The sequence below is a fragment of the Kineococcus sp. R86509 genome (genome assembly GCF_042466365.1).
Lineage (GTDB): Bacteria > Actinomycetota > Actinomycetes > Actinomycetales > Kineococcaceae > Kineococcus.
In genome coordinates, this window is record NZ_JAXHCE010000001.1 from 65911 (window position 1) to 82021 (window position 16111).

General features: G+C 67.6%; 18 protein-coding genes and 1 pseudogene. 10 read left to right on the plus strand and 9 right to left on the minus strand.

Annotation, left to right across the window (positions count from 1 at the left end; all coding sequences use genetic code 11):
• Nucleotides 1-873: 873 nt before the first annotated feature.
• Together SJY07_RS00325 and SJY07_RS00330 are read right to left on the minus strand one after the other, a co-directional pair.
• Nucleotides 874-1662 carry an SDR family oxidoreductase gene (locus SJY07_RS00325; RefSeq protein ID WP_380156169.1) on the minus strand — a complete coding sequence of 263 codons (789 nt, stop codon included), beginning with the start codon at nt 1660-1662 and terminating at the stop codon, nt 874-876.
• Between the two features lie 43 nt (nt 1663-1705).
• Complete coding sequence (locus tag SJY07_RS00330; RefSeq protein ID WP_380156170.1) at nt 1706-2137, minus strand: nuclear transport factor 2 family protein; 432 nt, start codon at nt 2135-2137, stop codon at nt 1706-1708.
• A 78-nt stretch (nt 2138-2215) separates the two neighbouring features.
• Between SJY07_RS00330 and SJY07_RS00335 the strand changes: the two genes are divergently transcribed.
• Entirely contained in the window at nt 2216-3010 is a 795-nt protein-coding gene (locus SJY07_RS00335) for a MerR family transcriptional regulator (RefSeq protein WP_380156172.1), read from the plus strand.
• A gap of 174 nt (nt 3011-3184) precedes the next feature.
• Here SJY07_RS00335 and SJY07_RS00340 read toward each other — a convergent pair.
• Nucleotides 3185-3483: pseudogene (locus tag SJY07_RS00340) on the minus strand (IS30 family transposase); the annotation flags it as partial.
• A 315-nt stretch (nt 3484-3798) separates the two neighbouring features.
• Between SJY07_RS00340 and SJY07_RS00345 the strand changes: the two are divergent.
• Together SJY07_RS00345 and SJY07_RS00350 are read left to right on the plus strand one after the other, a co-directional pair.
• Entirely contained in the window at nt 3799-4065 is a 267-nt protein-coding gene (locus tag SJY07_RS00345) for a hypothetical protein (protein ID WP_380156174.1), read from the plus strand.
• A gap of 59 nt (nt 4066-4124) precedes the next feature.
• Nucleotides 4125-4550, plus strand: coding sequence for a hypothetical protein (locus SJY07_RS00350; RefSeq protein WP_380156176.1), 426 nt, complete (start codon nt 4125-4127; stop codon nt 4548-4550).
• Between the two features lie 170 nt (nt 4551-4720).
• Here the strand turns inward: SJY07_RS00350 and SJY07_RS00355 are convergent, their stop codons facing one another.
• Complete coding sequence (locus SJY07_RS00355) at nt 4721-4969, minus strand: hypothetical protein (protein WP_380156178.1); 249 nt, start codon at nt 4967-4969, stop codon at nt 4721-4723.
• Nucleotides 4970-5115: 146 nt separating this feature from the next.
• Here SJY07_RS00355 and SJY07_RS00360 point away from each other — a divergent pair, with 146 nt between their 5' ends.
• Nucleotides 5116-5394 carry a hypothetical protein gene (locus SJY07_RS00360; protein ID WP_380156180.1) on the plus strand — a complete coding sequence of 93 codons (279 nt, stop codon included), beginning with the start codon at nt 5116-5118 and terminating at the stop codon, nt 5392-5394.
• 49 nt (nt 5395-5443) lie between these two features.
• On the opposite strand, the gene SJY07_RS00365 is transcribed toward SJY07_RS00360, so the two are convergent.
• The 3 genes from SJY07_RS00365 to SJY07_RS00375 form a co-directional block, all read right to left on the minus strand.
• The gene (locus SJY07_RS00365; RefSeq protein WP_380156182.1) at nt 5444-5776 is read right to left on the minus strand and encodes a hypothetical protein; all 333 of its coding nucleotides are present in this window, start codon (nt 5774-5776) and stop codon (nt 5444-5446) included.
• A gap of 126 nt (nt 5777-5902) precedes the next feature.
• Nucleotides 5903-6196: a hypothetical protein gene (locus tag SJY07_RS00370; RefSeq protein ID WP_380156184.1), complete on the minus strand. Its 294-nt coding sequence runs from the start codon at nt 6194-6196 to the stop codon at nt 5903-5905.
• A 252-nt stretch (nt 6197-6448) separates the two neighbouring features.
• Nucleotides 6449-7006: a MarR family winged helix-turn-helix transcriptional regulator gene (locus SJY07_RS00375; RefSeq protein WP_380156186.1), complete on the minus strand. Its 558-nt coding sequence runs from the start codon at nt 7004-7006 to the stop codon at nt 6449-6451.
• A 335-nt stretch (nt 7007-7341) separates the two neighbouring features.
• Here SJY07_RS00375 and SJY07_RS00380 point away from each other — a divergent pair, with 335 nt between their 5' ends.
• The 3 genes from SJY07_RS00380 (at nt 7342) to SJY07_RS00390 (ending at nt 12435) form a co-directional block, all read left to right on the plus strand.
• A complete protein-coding gene (locus tag SJY07_RS00380) occupies nt 7342-8907 on the plus strand; it encodes a GAF domain-containing protein (protein ID WP_380156188.1) in 1566 nt (521 codons plus the stop codon).
• 164 nt (nt 8908-9071) lie between these two features.
• Nucleotides 9072-10370, plus strand: a complete 1299-nt coding sequence (locus tag SJY07_RS00385; protein ID WP_380156190.1) for an EAL and HDOD domain-containing protein — start codon at nt 9072-9074, stop codon at nt 10368-10370.
• Between the two features lie 418 nt (nt 10371-10788).
• Nucleotides 10789-12435, plus strand: coding sequence for a diguanylate cyclase domain-containing protein (locus SJY07_RS00390; RefSeq protein WP_380156192.1), 1647 nt, complete (start codon nt 10789-10791; stop codon nt 12433-12435).
• Nucleotides 12436-12694: 259 nt separating this feature from the next.
• On the opposite strand, the gene SJY07_RS00395 is transcribed toward SJY07_RS00390, so the two are convergent.
• Nucleotides 12695-12931: a hypothetical protein gene (locus SJY07_RS00395; protein ID WP_380156194.1), complete on the minus strand. Its 237-nt coding sequence runs from the start codon at nt 12929-12931 to the stop codon at nt 12695-12697.
• A gap of 180 nt (nt 12932-13111) precedes the next feature.
• Nucleotides 13112-13318, minus strand: a complete 207-nt coding sequence (locus SJY07_RS00400) for a hypothetical protein (RefSeq protein WP_380156196.1) — start codon at nt 13316-13318, stop codon at nt 13112-13114.
• 443 nt (nt 13319-13761) lie between these two features.
• Here SJY07_RS00400 and SJY07_RS00405 point away from each other — a divergent pair, with 443 nt between their 5' ends.
• The 3 genes from SJY07_RS00405 to SJY07_RS00415 all read left to right on the plus strand — a co-directional run bounded on the left by SJY07_RS00405 (nt 13762) and on the right by SJY07_RS00415 (nt 16057).
• Nucleotides 13762-14304: a hypothetical protein gene (locus SJY07_RS00405; protein ID WP_380156198.1), complete on the plus strand. Its 543-nt coding sequence runs from the start codon at nt 13762-13764 to the stop codon at nt 14302-14304.
• Between the two features lie 196 nt (nt 14305-14500).
• Nucleotides 14501-14821: a hypothetical protein gene (locus tag SJY07_RS00410; protein ID WP_380156199.1), complete on the plus strand. Its 321-nt coding sequence runs from the start codon at nt 14501-14503 to the stop codon at nt 14819-14821.
• A gap of 294 nt (nt 14822-15115) precedes the next feature.
• The gene (locus tag SJY07_RS00415; RefSeq protein ID WP_380156201.1) at nt 15116-16057 is read left to right on the plus strand and encodes a type IV toxin-antitoxin system AbiEi family antitoxin; all 942 of its coding nucleotides are present in this window, start codon (nt 15116-15118) and stop codon (nt 16055-16057) included.
• Nucleotides 16058-16111: the final 54 nt, after the last annotated feature.

Sequence of the window (16111 nt, forward strand, 5' to 3'; positions counted from 1 at the left end):
ACCCATGCCTCGGCGGCGGGCTCGCGCTCGAACCGTTAACCAGGCCGCACTGGATCGTCGGGTTGCCAGCACCCACGGGATGAGCACAACCAATCGCGCGTACTTCCTGGCACGCTAGCTGCGTCGCCACGGCCAGCAGGACGTCGCCGTCCCCGGCCGATCCCGTGACCTCAGCGCTGACGCCACCGCCCACCACCACCTATGAATGAAGTGCTGCTGGTAATCCAGCGCAAGCGCTTGACGCATCGAGCCATGGCCGTCGACATCCAGGAGATGGTGGCTTCAGCCGCCCAGAGGGCGACTACGACGACCATACGGCGTGCCGTGAACCATACGGCGTGCCGTGAACGTAGGTGGCAAGCAGGACATCCCCCGAATCAACCGGCGCTGCCCCCCTGCGACGTTAGGAGATTGCGCGGTCCAGCGCTTCCGGAAGGAAAACCGCGTCGCTCAAGGTCGTCTCACACCGCCAAAGATGAGGTAGATGGCCGAGACAGGCGTGGGCACGTGCCACGGGAGCACAGGAGTAGCGAGGTCCGGGTTGCCGTCCGGACCGGGCACAATCCGCTCGTGCACCCGGTAGGCGCCGTCGCGCGCTATGACGTCGTCGGTGGGGGTTGCTCCGCGGAGGACGGGCGCCGCATCTCAGGGTTGGTGTCCGGGGGCACGCGTCCGTGGACGATTGCTCGTCAGCAAGTCCAGGACGGAGCGAGTTCAGACTCGGAGGGTGCGGCCGGTCCCACCGACTCGAATGGGAGACGGTGAGGTGACGTGCATGGTTTTGGGTTCTCCTCAGCGGCGACTCATCCGTTCTCTCAGCGGGTGGTCCAGGCGGGGCAACCACAAGCCTCTTGCGGCCGCCCTGCCGTCAGCTCATACGGTCGGAACCGTGCCGCCGTCGATGACGTACTCGGCGCCCACGATCGCCGAGGCGCGGTCGGACACCAGGAACCCGACGAGGTCGGCGACCTCCTGCGGCTGCGCAAACCGCCCCAGCGGAACCCCACCGAGGGAGTCGAAGATGGACTGCTTCGCGTCCTCGCGGGTGAGCCCGTTGCCCTCGGCGATCCGGTCCACCAACCGTTCGTAGGCCTCGGTTTTGATCCCGCCGGGGCTGATCGCGTTGACCCGCACCCCGCGGGGCGCGAGTTCGTTGGCCAGGCCCTTGCTGTAGGTGCGCAGCGCGGCCTTGGCCGCTGCGTAGGCGAGGGTGGCGTCGTACAGCGGTAGTTCCCGCTGGATGGAGGTGAAGTGCAGTACGACACCCGATCCGGCCGCGACCATCGCCGGGAGGAGCGCCCGGTCCAGGCGCACCGCGCCCAGGAAGTTCAAGTTCAGTTCGGTCAGCCACTGCTCCTCGGTGATGACCGCGAACCCGCCTGCCGGTGTCGAGGCGCCCCCGACGACGTGCACGAGGACGTCGAGCGCGCCGACGGACTCGGCGAGGCGGGCGGCCACGAACTGCGCGCCCTCGACGGTCGAGGTGTCCGCCTCGATGAACCGGTCGGGGCGGTCGTACCCGTCGGGCATCGTCCGGGCGGTGGTCCACACGTCGGCACCCATCTCCCGCAGGCGGGTGACGACGGCCTTGCCGGACCCCTTCGACCCGCCCGTGACGAGCGCGCGGCGGCCGTCGAGACGGTCACGTTCCTTGCCGGACATTCTTTCCTCTTCCTTCTGGAGTCTCGGTGGTGTGCGGCCTGGCTCAGGCGACGTGGTTCGCGACGTGGTTCGCGACGTGGTTGGCGACGTGGTTGGCGACGTGGTTGGCGATGACGAGCTCGGTCACGAGGGCCCCGCGCAGCGTGAAGCGGTAATCCAGCTGGGCGACGCCACCCGGGAAGGTGCCCTCCAGCCGCAAGGTCACCACCCAGTGGTCCGCATCGACGCGGCGGGCGCCGACCTGCTCGGTCGTGTACTCGAACTCGGAGCCGGCGTCGCGCAGGAAGGCGTGGACCTCGCCGCGGCCCCGGAAGGTCTCGCCCTGGTCGACGACCACGGCGTCCTCGGCCAGGAACGAGGCGGCCGTGTCGGCGTCGTGGACGGTGCTGGCCGCGAGGAAGTCGCGGACGGTGGTCGGGAGGGTGGTCGGGAGGGTGGTCGGGAGGGTGTCGGACCCGAGGTCGGTGTGTGTCATGTCGTCACCGTGTGGTCTCGCGGAACGGGAGGGTCAAGGGCTGGACCCTCTCCCCGGGGGAACCTTCAGACTGGCGGGGTGCTGAGCATCGGGGAGTTCTCCCGCCTGACCCACCTGAGCGTGCGGACCCTGCGCCGCTACCACGAGGGGGAGCTCCTCGAGCCGGCCGTGGTGGACGAGGCCACGGGCTACCGCTACTACGCCGTCGAGCAGATCCCGGTCGCGCAGGTCATCAACCGCCTCCGCGAACTCGACGTCCCCCTGGGCGACGTGCAGCGGATCCTGCGGACCCCCGACCCCGGCGTCCGCGCGACCCTCGTGGCGGACCACCTCCAGCGGCTGGAGGCCCAGCTCGACCGCACCCGGTCCGCGGTCGCGTCGTTGCGCCGCCTACTCCGGCCCGACCCCAGCCCGCTCGAGGTCGAGCTGCGCGCCGAACCCGCCCGCACCGTCGCGGCGGTGACGGCCGAGGTCGGCCACGACGACGTCGAGGCCTGGTTCGCCGGGGCGGTGGCCGAGTTGGAGGCGGCGGTCGGCGAGGCGGCGACCGGGCCGCTGGGTGGCACTTACGACAACTCGCTGTTCGAGCAGGGCCGCGGTCAGGTGCTGCTCTACCTGCCGACGGCCGCGCCACCGCACACCGGGCGGGTGCGCGCCGTGACCCTGCCCGCCGCCGAACTCGCGGTGACCACCCACATCGGCGAGCACGACGGCGCCGACGTCACCTACGGCGAGCTCGGTATCTGGGTCGTGGCCAACGCGATGTCGGTCGCGGGTCCCGTGCGAGAGGTCTACCGCGTCGGGCCCCGGGACACTTCCGATCCTGCCGCCTGGCGCACGGAGATCGGCTGGCCGGTGTTCCGCGTGACCTGACGGTCATCGTGCCGCCGTGTCCCCCGGCCGACGTGCGCCAGGGGACACGTGGGTGTCGACGGTCGTTCTCTTGATACGGCGGGACTCCACAATCCTGTAGCCGCTCCCTGTTCTGCAAGACGCGTGACGCGCGATGACGTCGGCTTCTCCACCTCGCGAGGGCGGTCTCAGGGGTCAGCGCAACAGCTCCGTGAGCTTCTCCGATGGTGTCATGAACTGCAGAGTCTTACGGGGACGACCGTTGAGGGAGTCCTGAATCGCGAGCAGTCCTCTCGGGTAACGTCGCTGAGGTCAACGCCCTTGGGTAGGTACTGGCGTAACAAGCCGTTCGTGTTCTCGTTGCTACCCCGCTGCCAGGGCGAGTGCGGGTCGCAGAAGTAGACCGGGATATCGGTGGCGAGGGTGAACTTCGCGTGCGCAGCCATCTCCGCACCCTGATCTCAGGTGATGCTGCGAGCCAGGTGAGTAGGCAAGGCCGGGTGGCCTCCCATCCCAGCCACTGCACGACCTCGTGGGGCGCGAAGCCGGCGAGCAGCAGGTCCGCGACCGGCCCCGAGGTGGGGACCTGTCCCAGCAAAGGGTCGTCACGTTCGCGGGCTGAGGCCGCCGCGTGGGCGCTTGAGGTGCGCGGGTCGGTGTCCAGGGGCACCGTTCGATCGTGCACCACAGGGCTCGCCGGGGGCAGGTGTGCAGGTAGCTGCGGGGAGTGGGGGTGGACGAGCACGGTAGTGGTCACGACCACTATTTGGGGCGTAGACATACCCTGAATTGAGGCGTACTCTAATCGCATGGCGTTGACCTGGGCCGCAGCCGCCGACAAGCACGGCATCGCCCACGAAGACGCCGTCCACGCCATGCTCAACGCCCTCTACGTCGAAACCGACTTCGACGAACCCCGCCCCCCCGCCGACATCCGCCCCACCCTCTACATCGGCCCCCAACGCGACCGCACCGCTCCGCTGCTGGAGGTCATGGTCGAACCCCGACCCCCGCGCGACCTGCACGTCTTCCACGTCATGCTCGCCCGCCGCAAGCACCTGTCCCGAATGCAGTGACACCGGCGCAGCGAGAGCCGATGCACGAACCGAACACACGAGGAGATGGAGGAGACACGATGAGCACCCAGCACCCGCGCACCACCCGACCGGATAAGCCCACCCCTCAGGGCAAGCGCGCAGAGGACGCCACTCCGGCTGATGCTGCTCGCGATGAGGCGGCCGCTGACTGGGCCGAACACGACATGACCCTGCGCCCGGACTCCCCCACCGCCCTGCACGGACAAGACGCCGCCGCCCACGGCCGCTCCGCCCTGCTCGACGCCCTCGGCGGCCCCGAAGCCCTCGAGCGCGCCGTCCGTGGACGCAAGACGCTTGGCCACAACCGCCCCGCCGGACGCTCCCCCAAACGCCAGGTCACCGTCCCCGCCGACCTCGACGCCCGCATCCTCGCCTTCATCGAAGCCGGCGGCGCCCGCGACTTCTCCGCCCTGGCCCGCACCGCCCTCGACGAATACCTGGATCGCCACGACATCTCGGCCTGACCAACACTCCCGGCCCCGCCGGGGCCGGCCCGTCACGGCGTGAACGCTCCACCGGGAACCACCCAGCCCAACAAGCCCACGCCCGGCGAGAGGGTCACCGGCGGCAGCTCCCCCTGCGAGCGCCGGAGCTCTCGCGCGAGCGCCAAAGCTCCCGCGCGAGCGCCAGCAGGCTAGAAGATGCCCCAGACGACGAAGACAACCCCCACCACGAAGCAGAAGACCGTCACCATCGTTACCCGGGTACCGGTGGAGAACACGACGGGCACCTGCCCGAAGTACTCACCCTTCAGAAACCTTTTGCGGTTCACGTCCTCCCGCGCCTTCGCCTCGCGAACGATCGTGGCTCTCTTCCCCACGAGCACGGCGCCGGCGACGAGGAGTAGGGCACCGAAGAAGAGGGAGCCCAAATCGAACTGCATGCCAGCGATCATGGCGAGTCGCTGGGCTGGTGCAAGACCGCAACGGGTGAAACCACTCGTTTGGGTACGCTCGACGACTTCACGGACATGGCGAAGAGCGCACGATGGTCCGGCAAGTGTCACCCCGCATGAGCCAAGATCGATCCATGAGCACACCTGATGAGTCCAGCGTTCCGGCACTACCCGTAGGGCAGGTCCTAGCAGGCCTCAGCATCCCCGCCCTGCCCGAAGGAACGACGCCGCGTGGGCTCCTGGCCTTCGTGCAACTGAACGAACCAGACGGCAGCACCGGATGGTCAGTCCGGGTGACCTCAGACCTAGACGACGACGAAATCCTCGGGATCCTCATCGGCTACACCCACCGCCTGAAGCAGCAAGCAGCGGACTCGTGGGACGAAGGTGATCCCACACGGGCTGACGACTGAAGGCGGCGCCCCTCGTCGCCACACCTCACGGTCATCCCGCGATGAGGGCTCAGCAGTGGCCGATCAACAGCAGCAACTCCTGGTCGCCATCGCTGACCCAGCAGCCTCCAGTCCACACGACGTCCCCGCCCAGGCGCGGCTCCTGACTGGTGAGGGCATAGCGCACGGACTGCCACCGATCCACCGCGTCGGAGCCGTCGAAGTAGTCCAACTGCTGACCGCCGTACCAGTAGAGAACCAAGGGCGCACCGGCCGCGATCAAGACGTCAGCATCGCGGCGCTTGATACGACTGGAGCGGCGCGTGAACGGCACGCCGCTCGGGCTCATCACCTGTCCCGACTCCACCGCGTCCCACTGCTGATCGACCAAGCTCGTCCGCATCGCTTCAGCATGGACGACAACCCCACGGTCATCCCGCGATACGGGACGCACAGTCATGCCGCGCGGTGCGCCAACCTCTCGATCAGCAGCGTGCGCTGTCGACGTCGGGCGGGCGGGCTCAAGACCCTAGCCAATGATGGTGCTGCCAGAAGGTGAGCTCGCTTCAAGTCCAGCGATCAACCAACGATCGTTGACGCGACCTCGCCACAACGTGAAGGTCAAGTCAGCGGGGCCGTCTGCAACATCCTCATCACCAGACACCGTGACCATCGCTGGCACGGTGACCGCGTCATCCCACTGCATCTGAGTCGGACCCACCAGCACGTCCGGGCTCGACATCCCGACCTCTACGTCTTCGAGGATTGGCGGATCAGAGGACCAGCCATCACCCCAGCCGTACGCGTGGATGGTCAGTGCCACAGCATCAGCTTCACTCCGTTCCTGTAGTGCCTGGAGGTAGCCATCAACGACCTCTTCTGGCGAGGCCGTGGCTGGCACTGCCGGGTTGGTCCCACCATCCTCTCCAGACTCGGCGCCGCATGCAGCCAGGCCGGCTAGAGCCAAGACAAGCAGGACTCCGGATGTTCGACGCATCCCGCGTTCCTACACCCCAGACCTGTCAAGGCCCGGGTTCCAGAGACACCATGGTGTGTCCCACGTTCCGTCGTGACGTCAAGGTGAAGCTGTTTCGTGCGGCTCGACGACCTCGGCGAGCAGCGCAGCCAGCGCCGCCGCACCAGCCGCTGAGAGCGGCGCGAAGAACTTCCGCATCTGATCACGCACCAGGACGGAGAACTCATCAGTGGCCTTCTCACCCGCGGAGGTCAGGGCCAGGATGACTTTGCGACCATCAAAGGGGTGCTTCTGACGGACCAGCAGCCCGTCGGCCTCCAGCCGCTTGGCGATCAGGGTCACACACGACTGCGGTACCTGCATACGCCGGGCCAGCTCCCCCGCGCTCTGGTCTCCCACGACGTGCAGCAGGTACATCGCTCGCAGATCACTGCCCTGCAGCCCCACCTGCCCCGCCACACCATCGAGGACGTTCAACAAGCTCAGACCGGCCTGCAGGGTGAGGTGACCGACCTCCGATCCACTGAAGGGCGACCTCGCGATGACGTCGTGGTCTTCGCGGACGCCCGGCAGGCGATCGGTGTCTAGCCGGGAGGTGACCGGGACTGTGCTGGAACGGCTCGAACGAGCACTGGGGGCGTCGGTGGTGACTGTCACAACTCCTTCATCGGTTGAGGACCCTGGTCCCTGAATACTGCTGAGGCATCAGATGGACACGGGTGGGCCTCGCCGACCAGGACATCCCTGCAGTACCGACGGTGCCGCCGGTGTCGGCGACGACGACGGCGGTGCCGTAGCACGAGACGCCTGCCTGAGACCCCGCATGCGACCTCCCTCGGTGGGTGGACTCCATCGGTTCTCTACCTGGACGTTCCTCCGAACGCAGCAGTACAGGTCGTGATCCGTCCTGCCGATTCCTTCAGTGCTGAACTATCAGGGCGTCGATCCGCGCTCGCCCCTCCCGACGCTGCAGGATCCCCGGAGGACTCACCGTGTTCGCTCGCCACGCCACCAAGGCCGTCACGTCGCTGACCCAGCAACTGGCCGAGGCCGCAGCAGACCTCGATGCAGTCACCGGTGTCGTCGAGGCACTGCAGCAGGCACGCACCGTCGAAGACGCCATCCGCATCGCCCTGGAGACCGTCCGGACCCACTTCGACTGGGCCTACGGCTCGTTCTGGAAGCTCGACCAGGCCGCAGGGGTGCTCCGCTTCGCCCAGGACAGCGGAGTAGCGGGGGCGGAGTTCCGCAAGGTGACGCTGGAGGCCACCTTCGCGGAAGGGGTCGGCCTCTCGGGCCGGGCCTGGCGCCAGCGCGACCTGGTCTTCGTCGCCGACCTCTCCGAGCTCAGCGACTGCGTGCGCGCACCGGTGGCGCAGCGCGACGGCATCAAGGCCGGCATCAGCTTCCCGATCCTGCAGGACGGTCACGTCGTAGGCACGATGGACTTCTTCACCACCGAGCAGGCCACCCCCTCGACAGGGCGGATGGCTGTCCTGCGCAGCGTCGCGACGCTGATCTCCGGCGCGGTGACCCGATTGGACGAGGCTCTGCGTCAGGAGAAGGCCGCCCAGGACGTCGCGGCGGTCTCCACCCTCATCCGCGAGCTCACCTCCGCCGGGGGTGAAGAAGCCGCGCTGCGGGTGGCGCTGGACACCATCCGACGTGACTTCGACTGGCAGTACGGGTCGTTCTGGCGTCTGGATGAGACGGGGTCGGCCGGCCATCAGGTGCTGCGCTTCGAGCTGGAGTCGGGCGATGCGGGAAGTGAGTTCCGCCAGGTGACCCTCTCCGCCTCCTTCGCCAAGGGCGTCGGACTCTCCGGGCGGGCCTGGGCCAAGCAGGACCTGCTCTTCGTGGAGGACCTCGGCGAGATGACCGACTGCGTCCGCGCTCCCGCCGCTCAGCGGGCCGGGGTGAAGTCAGGCGTCTGCCTGCCCGTCGTGGTCGGTGGACGGGTGGTCGGGACGATGGACTTCTTCGCGACCAGAACCCTGGTGATGTCGACCAGCCGGGAGAGCGCGCTGCGCAACACCGCCTTCCTCATCGGTCAGGCGATGGAACGCTTCGCCGCCGCGGAGCGCCTCACCACGGCCGGTACCGACCTGCTGACCTCGATCGAGGAGGTGGAGCGCAACGTGGTGACCGCCTCGGGCGTCGCCGCCCAGGGCGAAGCGCTGGCCGCGGAGGCCAACGTCGAGGTCGCCGAACTCCAGCAGGCCAGTGACGAGATCAACGAAGTGGTCCGCGCGATCCAGGCCATCGCTGCGCAGACGAAGCTGCTCGCGCTCAACGCGACCATCGAAGCCGCACGGGCGGGTGAGTCCGGGCGCGGTTTCGCGATCGTCGCCGAGGAGGTCAAGGAACTCTCGGGGGAGACCGAGCGGGCGACCGCCAGCGTGAGCGCCAAGGTGGCCAGCATCCAGGAGCGGGTGGAGGCGGTCACCGCGTCGCTGACGCAGATCCATGCCGTGGTCGAGGCCATCAATCAGACCCAGTCGGTCATCGGTGGTGTGCTCACCGAGCAGTTCGCTGTGACCCGCGACATCCTCTCGTGAGTGTCGGCCCGGAACCTGACTCGACCATTGCCTCCGTCACCCCTGCCCCTGCCCGGGATGGCGCGACCGGTCACGGCACCCCAGTCGGGGTCACGAGCGGGGTCACGAGCGGGGTTACCGAGACGAGAGTCGGTCTGCAGGGGATCTACACCGCCCAACGTCAGGTGTTCGCCTACGAGCTCCTCTACCGCTCGGGAAGGGCTAACCACGCTCAGCTCTCCGGCCGCCTGGAACACGACCGCGCCACGGCACAGGTCATCGGCACGACGTTCGCAGAGTTCGGCGTAGAAGACCTGGCCGGTGGACGACGTCTCTTCCTGAACGCGACCCGGTCCTTCTTCACTGGGGAACTACCGCTGCCCTTCGATTCCGAGGGGGTGGTGCTGGAACTGCTGGAGACCGTCGAGGTGGACCACCTGGTCATGGCTGGGTTGCACGCCCTGAAACGGCGCGGCTTCGAGATCGCCGTCGACGACTTCGACGGCGAGCTGTCGCGCGTGCCTGCTGTCCTGCACGCCGACTACGTGAAGATCGACCTCGAAGCGACGGCCGAACGCTTGCCCCAGGTGATCGCTCTCGTGCGAAGGGTCAATCCGAAGGCCGTCGTGCTGGTGGAGCGGGTCGAGACCGAGGAACAGTTCACAACCTGTCAAGACCTCAATGTTGACCTCTACCAGGGTTACCTCCTGCACCGTCCAGACGTCGTGCAGCGCCAGACGCTGAGTCCGGAACATCTCACCTGCGTCCAGCTCCTGGCCTTGCTGACTGACCTGGAGACCCCTGTCGAGCAGGTGCTCGAGCACCTGTCCAGTGATCCCGGCCTGAGCGTGCGGGTGTTGACCACGGTCAGTTCCGCGGCCTATGCCCCTCGTGGTGGCGTGACGTCCCTGCGCCAGGCCGTGGTCATGTTGGGCCGTCAGGAGCTTCTCGGGTGGATCACCCTGCTGTTGCTGGCGCACAGTGGATCCGTCGGTGTGCAGGAGGAGACGATCACCTGGATCTTCACGCGGGCCGAGGCATGCCGGTTACTCACACCCACCCAACCAGACGCGGGTTTTACCGTGGGACTGCTGTCCGGTGCCGCTGAGGCGCTGGGGTTCGACCCCGGTGAGCTGACTCGCGGATGCCGCCTGCAACCCCAGGTGCGCGATGCGTTGGTGCTCGGTGCTGGACCGTTGGGGGCCGCGGTCGACGCCGTCCGCGCTCATGCAGCGACCCTCGAGCAAAACCACTCCCCTGCGGGAGATGTCGGGAACGGCAGTCGCGTCGAGACGGCAGAAGTGATGAGCGTCCTGACGAAGACTCTCGTGTCGCACCAGAACCCTGGCAACGATCAACCTGCGGGCGGTTCCGTCGTCGAAGCTGCAACAGGCGTAGCGGCGTTGGCCGAGCTCGACGTGGTCTCCCGCAGCTACCTGAAGGCTCTGGTGACGGCCAGGGCGAGGACCCGGCGGCTCATGTGAGCCTCACGCGACACCCCGATGCCGGAAGATGTCCCTATGTCCTTCGCCAAGCTGCGATGGCGAGTCCGGCCGCGATAGCGGCCGGACCCGGCGTCCTGACGTACGAGTGGTCAGCTCGCCGAGACAGGCACCTTTCACAGTCGTCTCCTGCTCTTGAGAGGTCCGACCCTCGACGAAGTCGAGGTGATGGGCCACGCAACGGGCACGCTCCTCCCCCCCTCCATGACGTGGGTGCATCAGCGACCGCGAGGGAACTGAACCGGCCGCTGTGACCGACTGTGTCCAGTCGTCCGCGGTTGGGTGAGAAGAAGCTGAAGGAGTCCAGATAATCCGCTGTCCGGTCGATAGTCCACGACAGCACAGCGCACAGTTCGATCCGTCGTGACGTCGTCACACAACGATCCCGGAGAGCAGCATCGTGGCCAGGACCGCCGACCCAGGCACCGAGCGGGACACCCGCCGTGACGTGGTCGGGCGTCCTCTCCTCGCTGCGTGGCGAGAATCGCCGGTGCGAGTGACCCTTCTGGGCCTCACCGGGCTCCTTGGACTGGCCGCCACGATGGTGTCCCGGTTCCTCCCGGTGGTTGCCGCCGTGGCCTCACTGGGCCTGGTGGTGATGGCTGCGGTGATCGTCCTCCTGCCGGGTCGTCGCTACCGAGTGCCGGGACGTCCGTGGCAGGCGCTGCTCATCGGTTTCATGGTGCTTGCGGCCCTCACTCCTCAGACGTTGCTCATCCTCGAGAGCCTCGCGGCAAGAGCGACAGGTACGCACGCAGCTCCGACGTCGCTGCTGGTAGTGGTCGCGGGCACGGGTGTTCTCGTCTACCCGGTGCTGTTCTGGGCGAACCTGCGAATGCTGCACTACCAGCGCAGCGCCGTCATGCCTCACATCACTGCCTGGTTCGACGGTATCGCCAGCGTCTTCGGCCTCGGAGCGATCCTAGCCGTGACCGCCGTCCCCGCCCTCCACGACGCAGCCATGCCCGCGACTGCCGCCTGGGCATGGCTGACGCGCCCCGTGCTGCTGTTGGTCTTGACGGCTTTCACAGCGGCGAACTGCCATCTCGTGGGCTGGCGTTGCGACCCCAGACTCCCGAAACTCTTCGTGGCCTTCGCGCTCACGCTCGTCGCAGAAGTGCTGGACTCGATCCACTTCGCCGGTGCACCCATTCCGACAACAGCCTTTGTCCCGGCCCCGTCGTGGGCACTGGGCGCTGCGGCAGTAGTACGTCTTGTCTCCCTCGTCCTCCTCGTGCACACGGCCTGGTCGCCGGCACCGGCTCCGATAGCCGCCACCGATCTGGGCTGGGCGAACCTGGCGGCGCCCCTCAGTGTCTTCACCTTGACGATGGTGGCCGCCTACTTCCGGACCTCGCACCCCCGTGCGGCCACGGTCGCCCTCGTCTTCGAGGTCCTCGCTCTCGCTGCGGTCGCCACGAAGTTGGCGGTCGTCATCAAGACCCTGATGTCACTGCTGGAGCGAAGTCGAGCGGCATTCGTCGACGAACTCACCGGACTACCCAATCGTCGAGCGTTCTTCGAGGAGGCGACGAACCTGGACGATCGGCAGGCAGTCGTCGTCATGATCTTGGACCTCAACGGGTTCAAACGGATCAACGACACCCTGGGACACCAGGTCGGCGACCTGCTCCTGCGCGACACCGCGCTACGCCTGCAGTCCGTGGTCGGAGCATCAGGGATCCCAGCGCGCCTGGGCGGCGACGAGTTCGTCGTCCTACTCCCAGATACCACCGCGGAGACCGCCGAGGTACTCGCCGCCGACATCGTCAGGGAGCTCGGACCACGACAGGTTCGTGAACACTACGTTCTTGCGTCGGCCAGTGTCGGTATCGCGAGCAGGCCTGCGACGCACCCGACAAGGGTTCGCGGTGACGCTGCCGCGATCCGTGGTGGTCGTCGAACACCAGAGAAGGTCCTGACCGACACTGACCTGCCCTCGGTGAGTGAGGCCCCGCATAGCCGCATTGACGATCTCGTGCGGGCCGCCGACGCTGCCATGTACTCGGCGAAGGCCGCAGGAGGCGGCTACCGCACTGCCTCCTGAACCCAAGGTCTGCTCGCCGCGGCCGATGCGGCCGACTGACGCAGCGAAACGCTCGACTGGCGCGGTGAAGCGCACAACTGACGCGGCGAAGTGCCGGAGCTTGACGCAGCGTCTGCTCAGCCACCAAGCCCTCGCTCGTAGAGCAGTGCGCGAACCAGTTAGGCGATGGTCAACGGTGGCGGTGGCGATGGGAGGACCGAACCGGCTAGCGGCAGCCCGATGTCGCGAACTTTGGTCTTGACGCTGGCTGTGCTCGAGATCAGGAGCGACCCATCGACCAGAAGCATTCGACGGCACCTACCAACACCTCAGTCGATGACACAGGGAAGTCCGAGACCTCCGACGAGGCGGAGGGAACTCGTTGGTCTACGTCGTCAACCTTCGACGAGTTCCCGGCCGCAGAAATCTCGATCCAGGCCGCCCGCCACTGGTAAACCTCCTTCACCTGCTCGGCCGTCATCGACCCCTTGGCCGGAAATGATTTCTGGGTCATCACCCCACAATGTTATGGGCGGCCGGAGGCGCGTCTGAGCCAGCGCCCCTCCCGCCCTCGCTGTCGTGGGACCCGTCGTGCGAGGTCGCCTCGAAGTACTTTCAGCTGCTCCACGTGGACTGTGGTGTCCACAGGATCCTCAACGATCAGCACCACCGGCATGCCCTCGTTGCGAAACCACAATCACGACGCCCCCTGAGGCCGGTGCACCACGTCGAAGAGGATGCCCTCGTAGTCCGCGATTCTGGCTGGCGTGCCGGCCTCGACGTATTCATCCAGCACGCCCGCCGCACCGGGAGGCAAACCGTCGGACACCGCGACAACTACATGCGCACCACCCTTACCCCTGATCACCGCATTATCCGCGCCTGGGCTCTGGACAACGGTCACACCGTCCCCTGCCAGCGGCCGCATCAGCCCGGCCGTCCTGCGCGCCTACCAAGCCGCCCACTGACCCCCCAGGACGGTCCAGCGCCAGCCCCCGCCTGCGAGCGCCGGCGGGTTTGACGTCCGGGGGCTGGAGGCGTGGAGCTGGCCGACCCGGAGGAGCAGATGATGGCTACAACTGGCCGGGTCGTGATCGCTACCTCGATCGATGAGCGTTATCGATGACCTCATCACCGACGGGGGGACGTCGTTAGCGACGACGCGATCGATCACCTCAGACCGAAACCCGCGAGCTCAGGCGCTGGCCCCGCCCTCACAGCCCGTGCTCTCAGCGCCGCTGTGTGGCAGGCTCAGTCCACAGCAAAGGCGACAGCTCGCTGACCCACCGGGTGCGATCCCGGGCTGGGAAGGTGCAGCTGGTATCGGGAGCAGGCAGGAGTGACGACGTGCCCCGCATCACCATCCGCGGTAGCCGCATCGATGCACGCCGTGCCACCACCGTCGGGCTGGCCTCCTTCGCCACCCTCACCCTCGTGCCGCTGCTCGCTCACGCCAAGCCCAGCGAACGCGCCGTCCTGCTCCTGGCCGCAGTGCCCGCCGCCGCGTTGTTCGGCTACCTCGCCGGCTACGCCGCAGGGTCAATCACTCCTTTCGAGGCGGCTGCGCTGCAGGCTGCGCAGGTCACAGACCGCCAGCTGAGTGTTGCTCAGCTCCAGGCTGCCCAACTTCAAGCTGCTCAACCGTCTGCACCGGTCATCAGCATCGTCAGCGAACCCGTCCCCCACGCCGGGACCGGCTCTCCCGTGGGCAGCGGCCACCTCGCGGCCCTCGCCCGGCCCCCGGCAGACCTGCAGCAGGGGCTGGGCTTGGTGCCTGCCCCCCACCGCCGAGCCTCCACCACCGGACCTGACACCGAAGTTGCTCCCAGCGAGCTCCGCGGCAGTAGTCCGCACCTCACCCTCATCGTCACCCAGCACCCCGCCAACTGACACCTCAGCTCAAGGCCAGCCCGGGCCGCTCAGCCAACGCCGGCTACCGGGTTCAACAGGCGCAGCACCACCGAGCCCGCTTCAGCGAAGACGCCACGCCCCACAGGGCACCCAGGCCCGCGAGCGCGCCTCACGCCACTCGCGCCCCTCACATCTCGCCCCACCCCCTTGGACTCCCCACACTGAAGGACCCGCCATGACCCAAGCCAGCCACCAACCCGCGAGCGCCGGTCACACCGGTGGATTGACCGCCCTACCCAACGCCGCACCTGATGGTGAAGACCTCGCCACCCGCGCCGCGCGAACCCGCCAAACCAACGCCCACCGCGCCACCTACGCCGCCGAAGCCCTGCACCGCCACGGCCAGATCAGCCACAGCAACGCCGACGACATGCAGCAAGCCCTCGTCGAACTCCTCACCGACCTGCACCACCTCTGCGACACCTGCGACCTCGACCTCCCTCCCCTCTTCGAAGCCGCTGGCCTCATCCACATCCGCGAAACCCAAGCCGCCTAGCTCACCCGGTCTCCTCAGCGCGCCGTACGGTCGCACCGCGGCACCTGCGCCCGCCCTTGATGGACCACGCGCTGCGCCGCTGCCATGCCAGCTGACCTACTACGAGCGCCCCACTGCCCATAAGAGCTCACGCTGGCTCACGTCACTCGCCACCCTCATCCGTGCTCTGTGACCACCCTCCAGCACTACAGCGAAGACAGGGCCCACTGACGCACCCCACCCCAAAGCGTGTGTACTTCGTCTATCGTTACGTTCAACGTAACGATAGACTGATCACTAACGGTGGGAGGTGACATGGAAACCCGAGCGGTAGACCTCGCGGACTGGCTACTCGCCCACGGCCGCACCTCCATCACCACCACCGAAGCCGCCCAGGTCCTGGAAATCCCCGCCGAACAGGTCCGGGTCCGCCTGCACCGCCAAGTCCAGACCCAGCACCTCTTCTCCCCCGCCCGCGGCCTGTGGATCCCCATCCCCCCGGAATACCGCAGCTGGGGCGTCACCCCAGTCACCCACTTCCTGCACGACCTCATGACCCACCTCAACCGCACCTACTACCTCGGCTGGCTCTCCGCCGCCGAACTGCACGGCGCCTCCCACCAACGCGCCCAGGTCAGCCAAGTCGCCGTGAACCGCCCCACCGCCGACCGCGACATCGGGCGGGCTCGGCTGCGCTTTCACACCCGCACCCACCTCCCCACCCTGACCGGCACCAACCCCAGCACTGCTGATGCCCACCGACTCACGACGCCGCCCGCGAGCGCCGGCAGGAGCGCGGGTAGGAGCGCGGGCAGGAGCGTCGGCACAGCAGGGAGCGCTACCGCGGTGCAGACGCATCCAGTACCCACCGGCACCGTCCTCATCTCCAGCCCCGAGCTGACCGCCCTGGACCTGTGCGAACACCCCGCCCGCGGTGGAGGCCTCAGCAACGTCGCCACCGTCGTGGGTGAGCTGGTCGACGAAGCCGGCCTAGACCCCGAGGTCCTCACTGTTTTGGCCTCTACGGTGGCCACCGCCACGATCCGCCGCCTGGGTTACCTGCTCACCCTGCTCAACGACCAGGACCTCCTGAGTACCGACGTCGAGGTGGTGCCCGTCCTCGAGCGACTGCAGGAGCACCTGCACGCCCAGCCATCCGCTCAGCCGGCCCTACTGGACCCCCGCGGGCCGCGACGCGGAACCCGCGACCCGGCCTGGGGACTGATCCTCAACACCGACGTCGAACCCGACCTGTGATCGCACCCAACCCCGTGATCGAACCCAACCCCGTAATGGAACCCGACCCCGTGA

Coding starts and splice junctions, on each gene's coding strand:
- SJY07_RS00350 (WP_380156176.1), top strand. CDS start 4,125: ATGAGCACCCAGCACCCGCGCACCACCCGACCGGATAAGCCCACCCCT.
- SJY07_RS00330 (WP_380156170.1), bottom strand. CDS start 2,137: ATGACACACACCGACCTCGGGTCCGACACCCTCCCGACCACCCTCCCG.
- SJY07_RS00415 (WP_380156201.1), top strand. CDS start 15,116: ATGGAAACCCGAGCGGTAGACCTCGCGGACTGGCTACTCGCCCACGGC.
- SJY07_RS00365 (WP_380156182.1), bottom strand. CDS start 5,776: ATGCGGACGAGCTTGGTCGATCAGCAGTGGGACGCGGTGGAGTCGGGA.
- SJY07_RS00325 (WP_380156169.1), bottom strand. CDS start 1,662: ATGTCCGGCAAGGAACGTGACCGTCTCGACGGCCGCCGCGCGCTCGTC.
- SJY07_RS00360 (WP_380156180.1), top strand. CDS start 5,116: ATGAGCACACCTGATGAGTCCAGCGTTCCGGCACTACCCGTAGGGCAG.
- SJY07_RS00345 (WP_380156174.1), top strand. CDS start 3,799: ATGGCGTTGACCTGGGCCGCAGCCGCCGACAAGCACGGCATCGCCCAC.
- SJY07_RS00355 (WP_380156178.1), bottom strand. CDS start 4,969: ATGCAGTTCGATTTGGGCTCCCTCTTCTTCGGTGCCCTACTCCTCGTC.
- SJY07_RS00410 (WP_380156199.1), top strand. CDS start 14,501: ATGACCCAAGCCAGCCACCAACCCGCGAGCGCCGGTCACACCGGTGGA.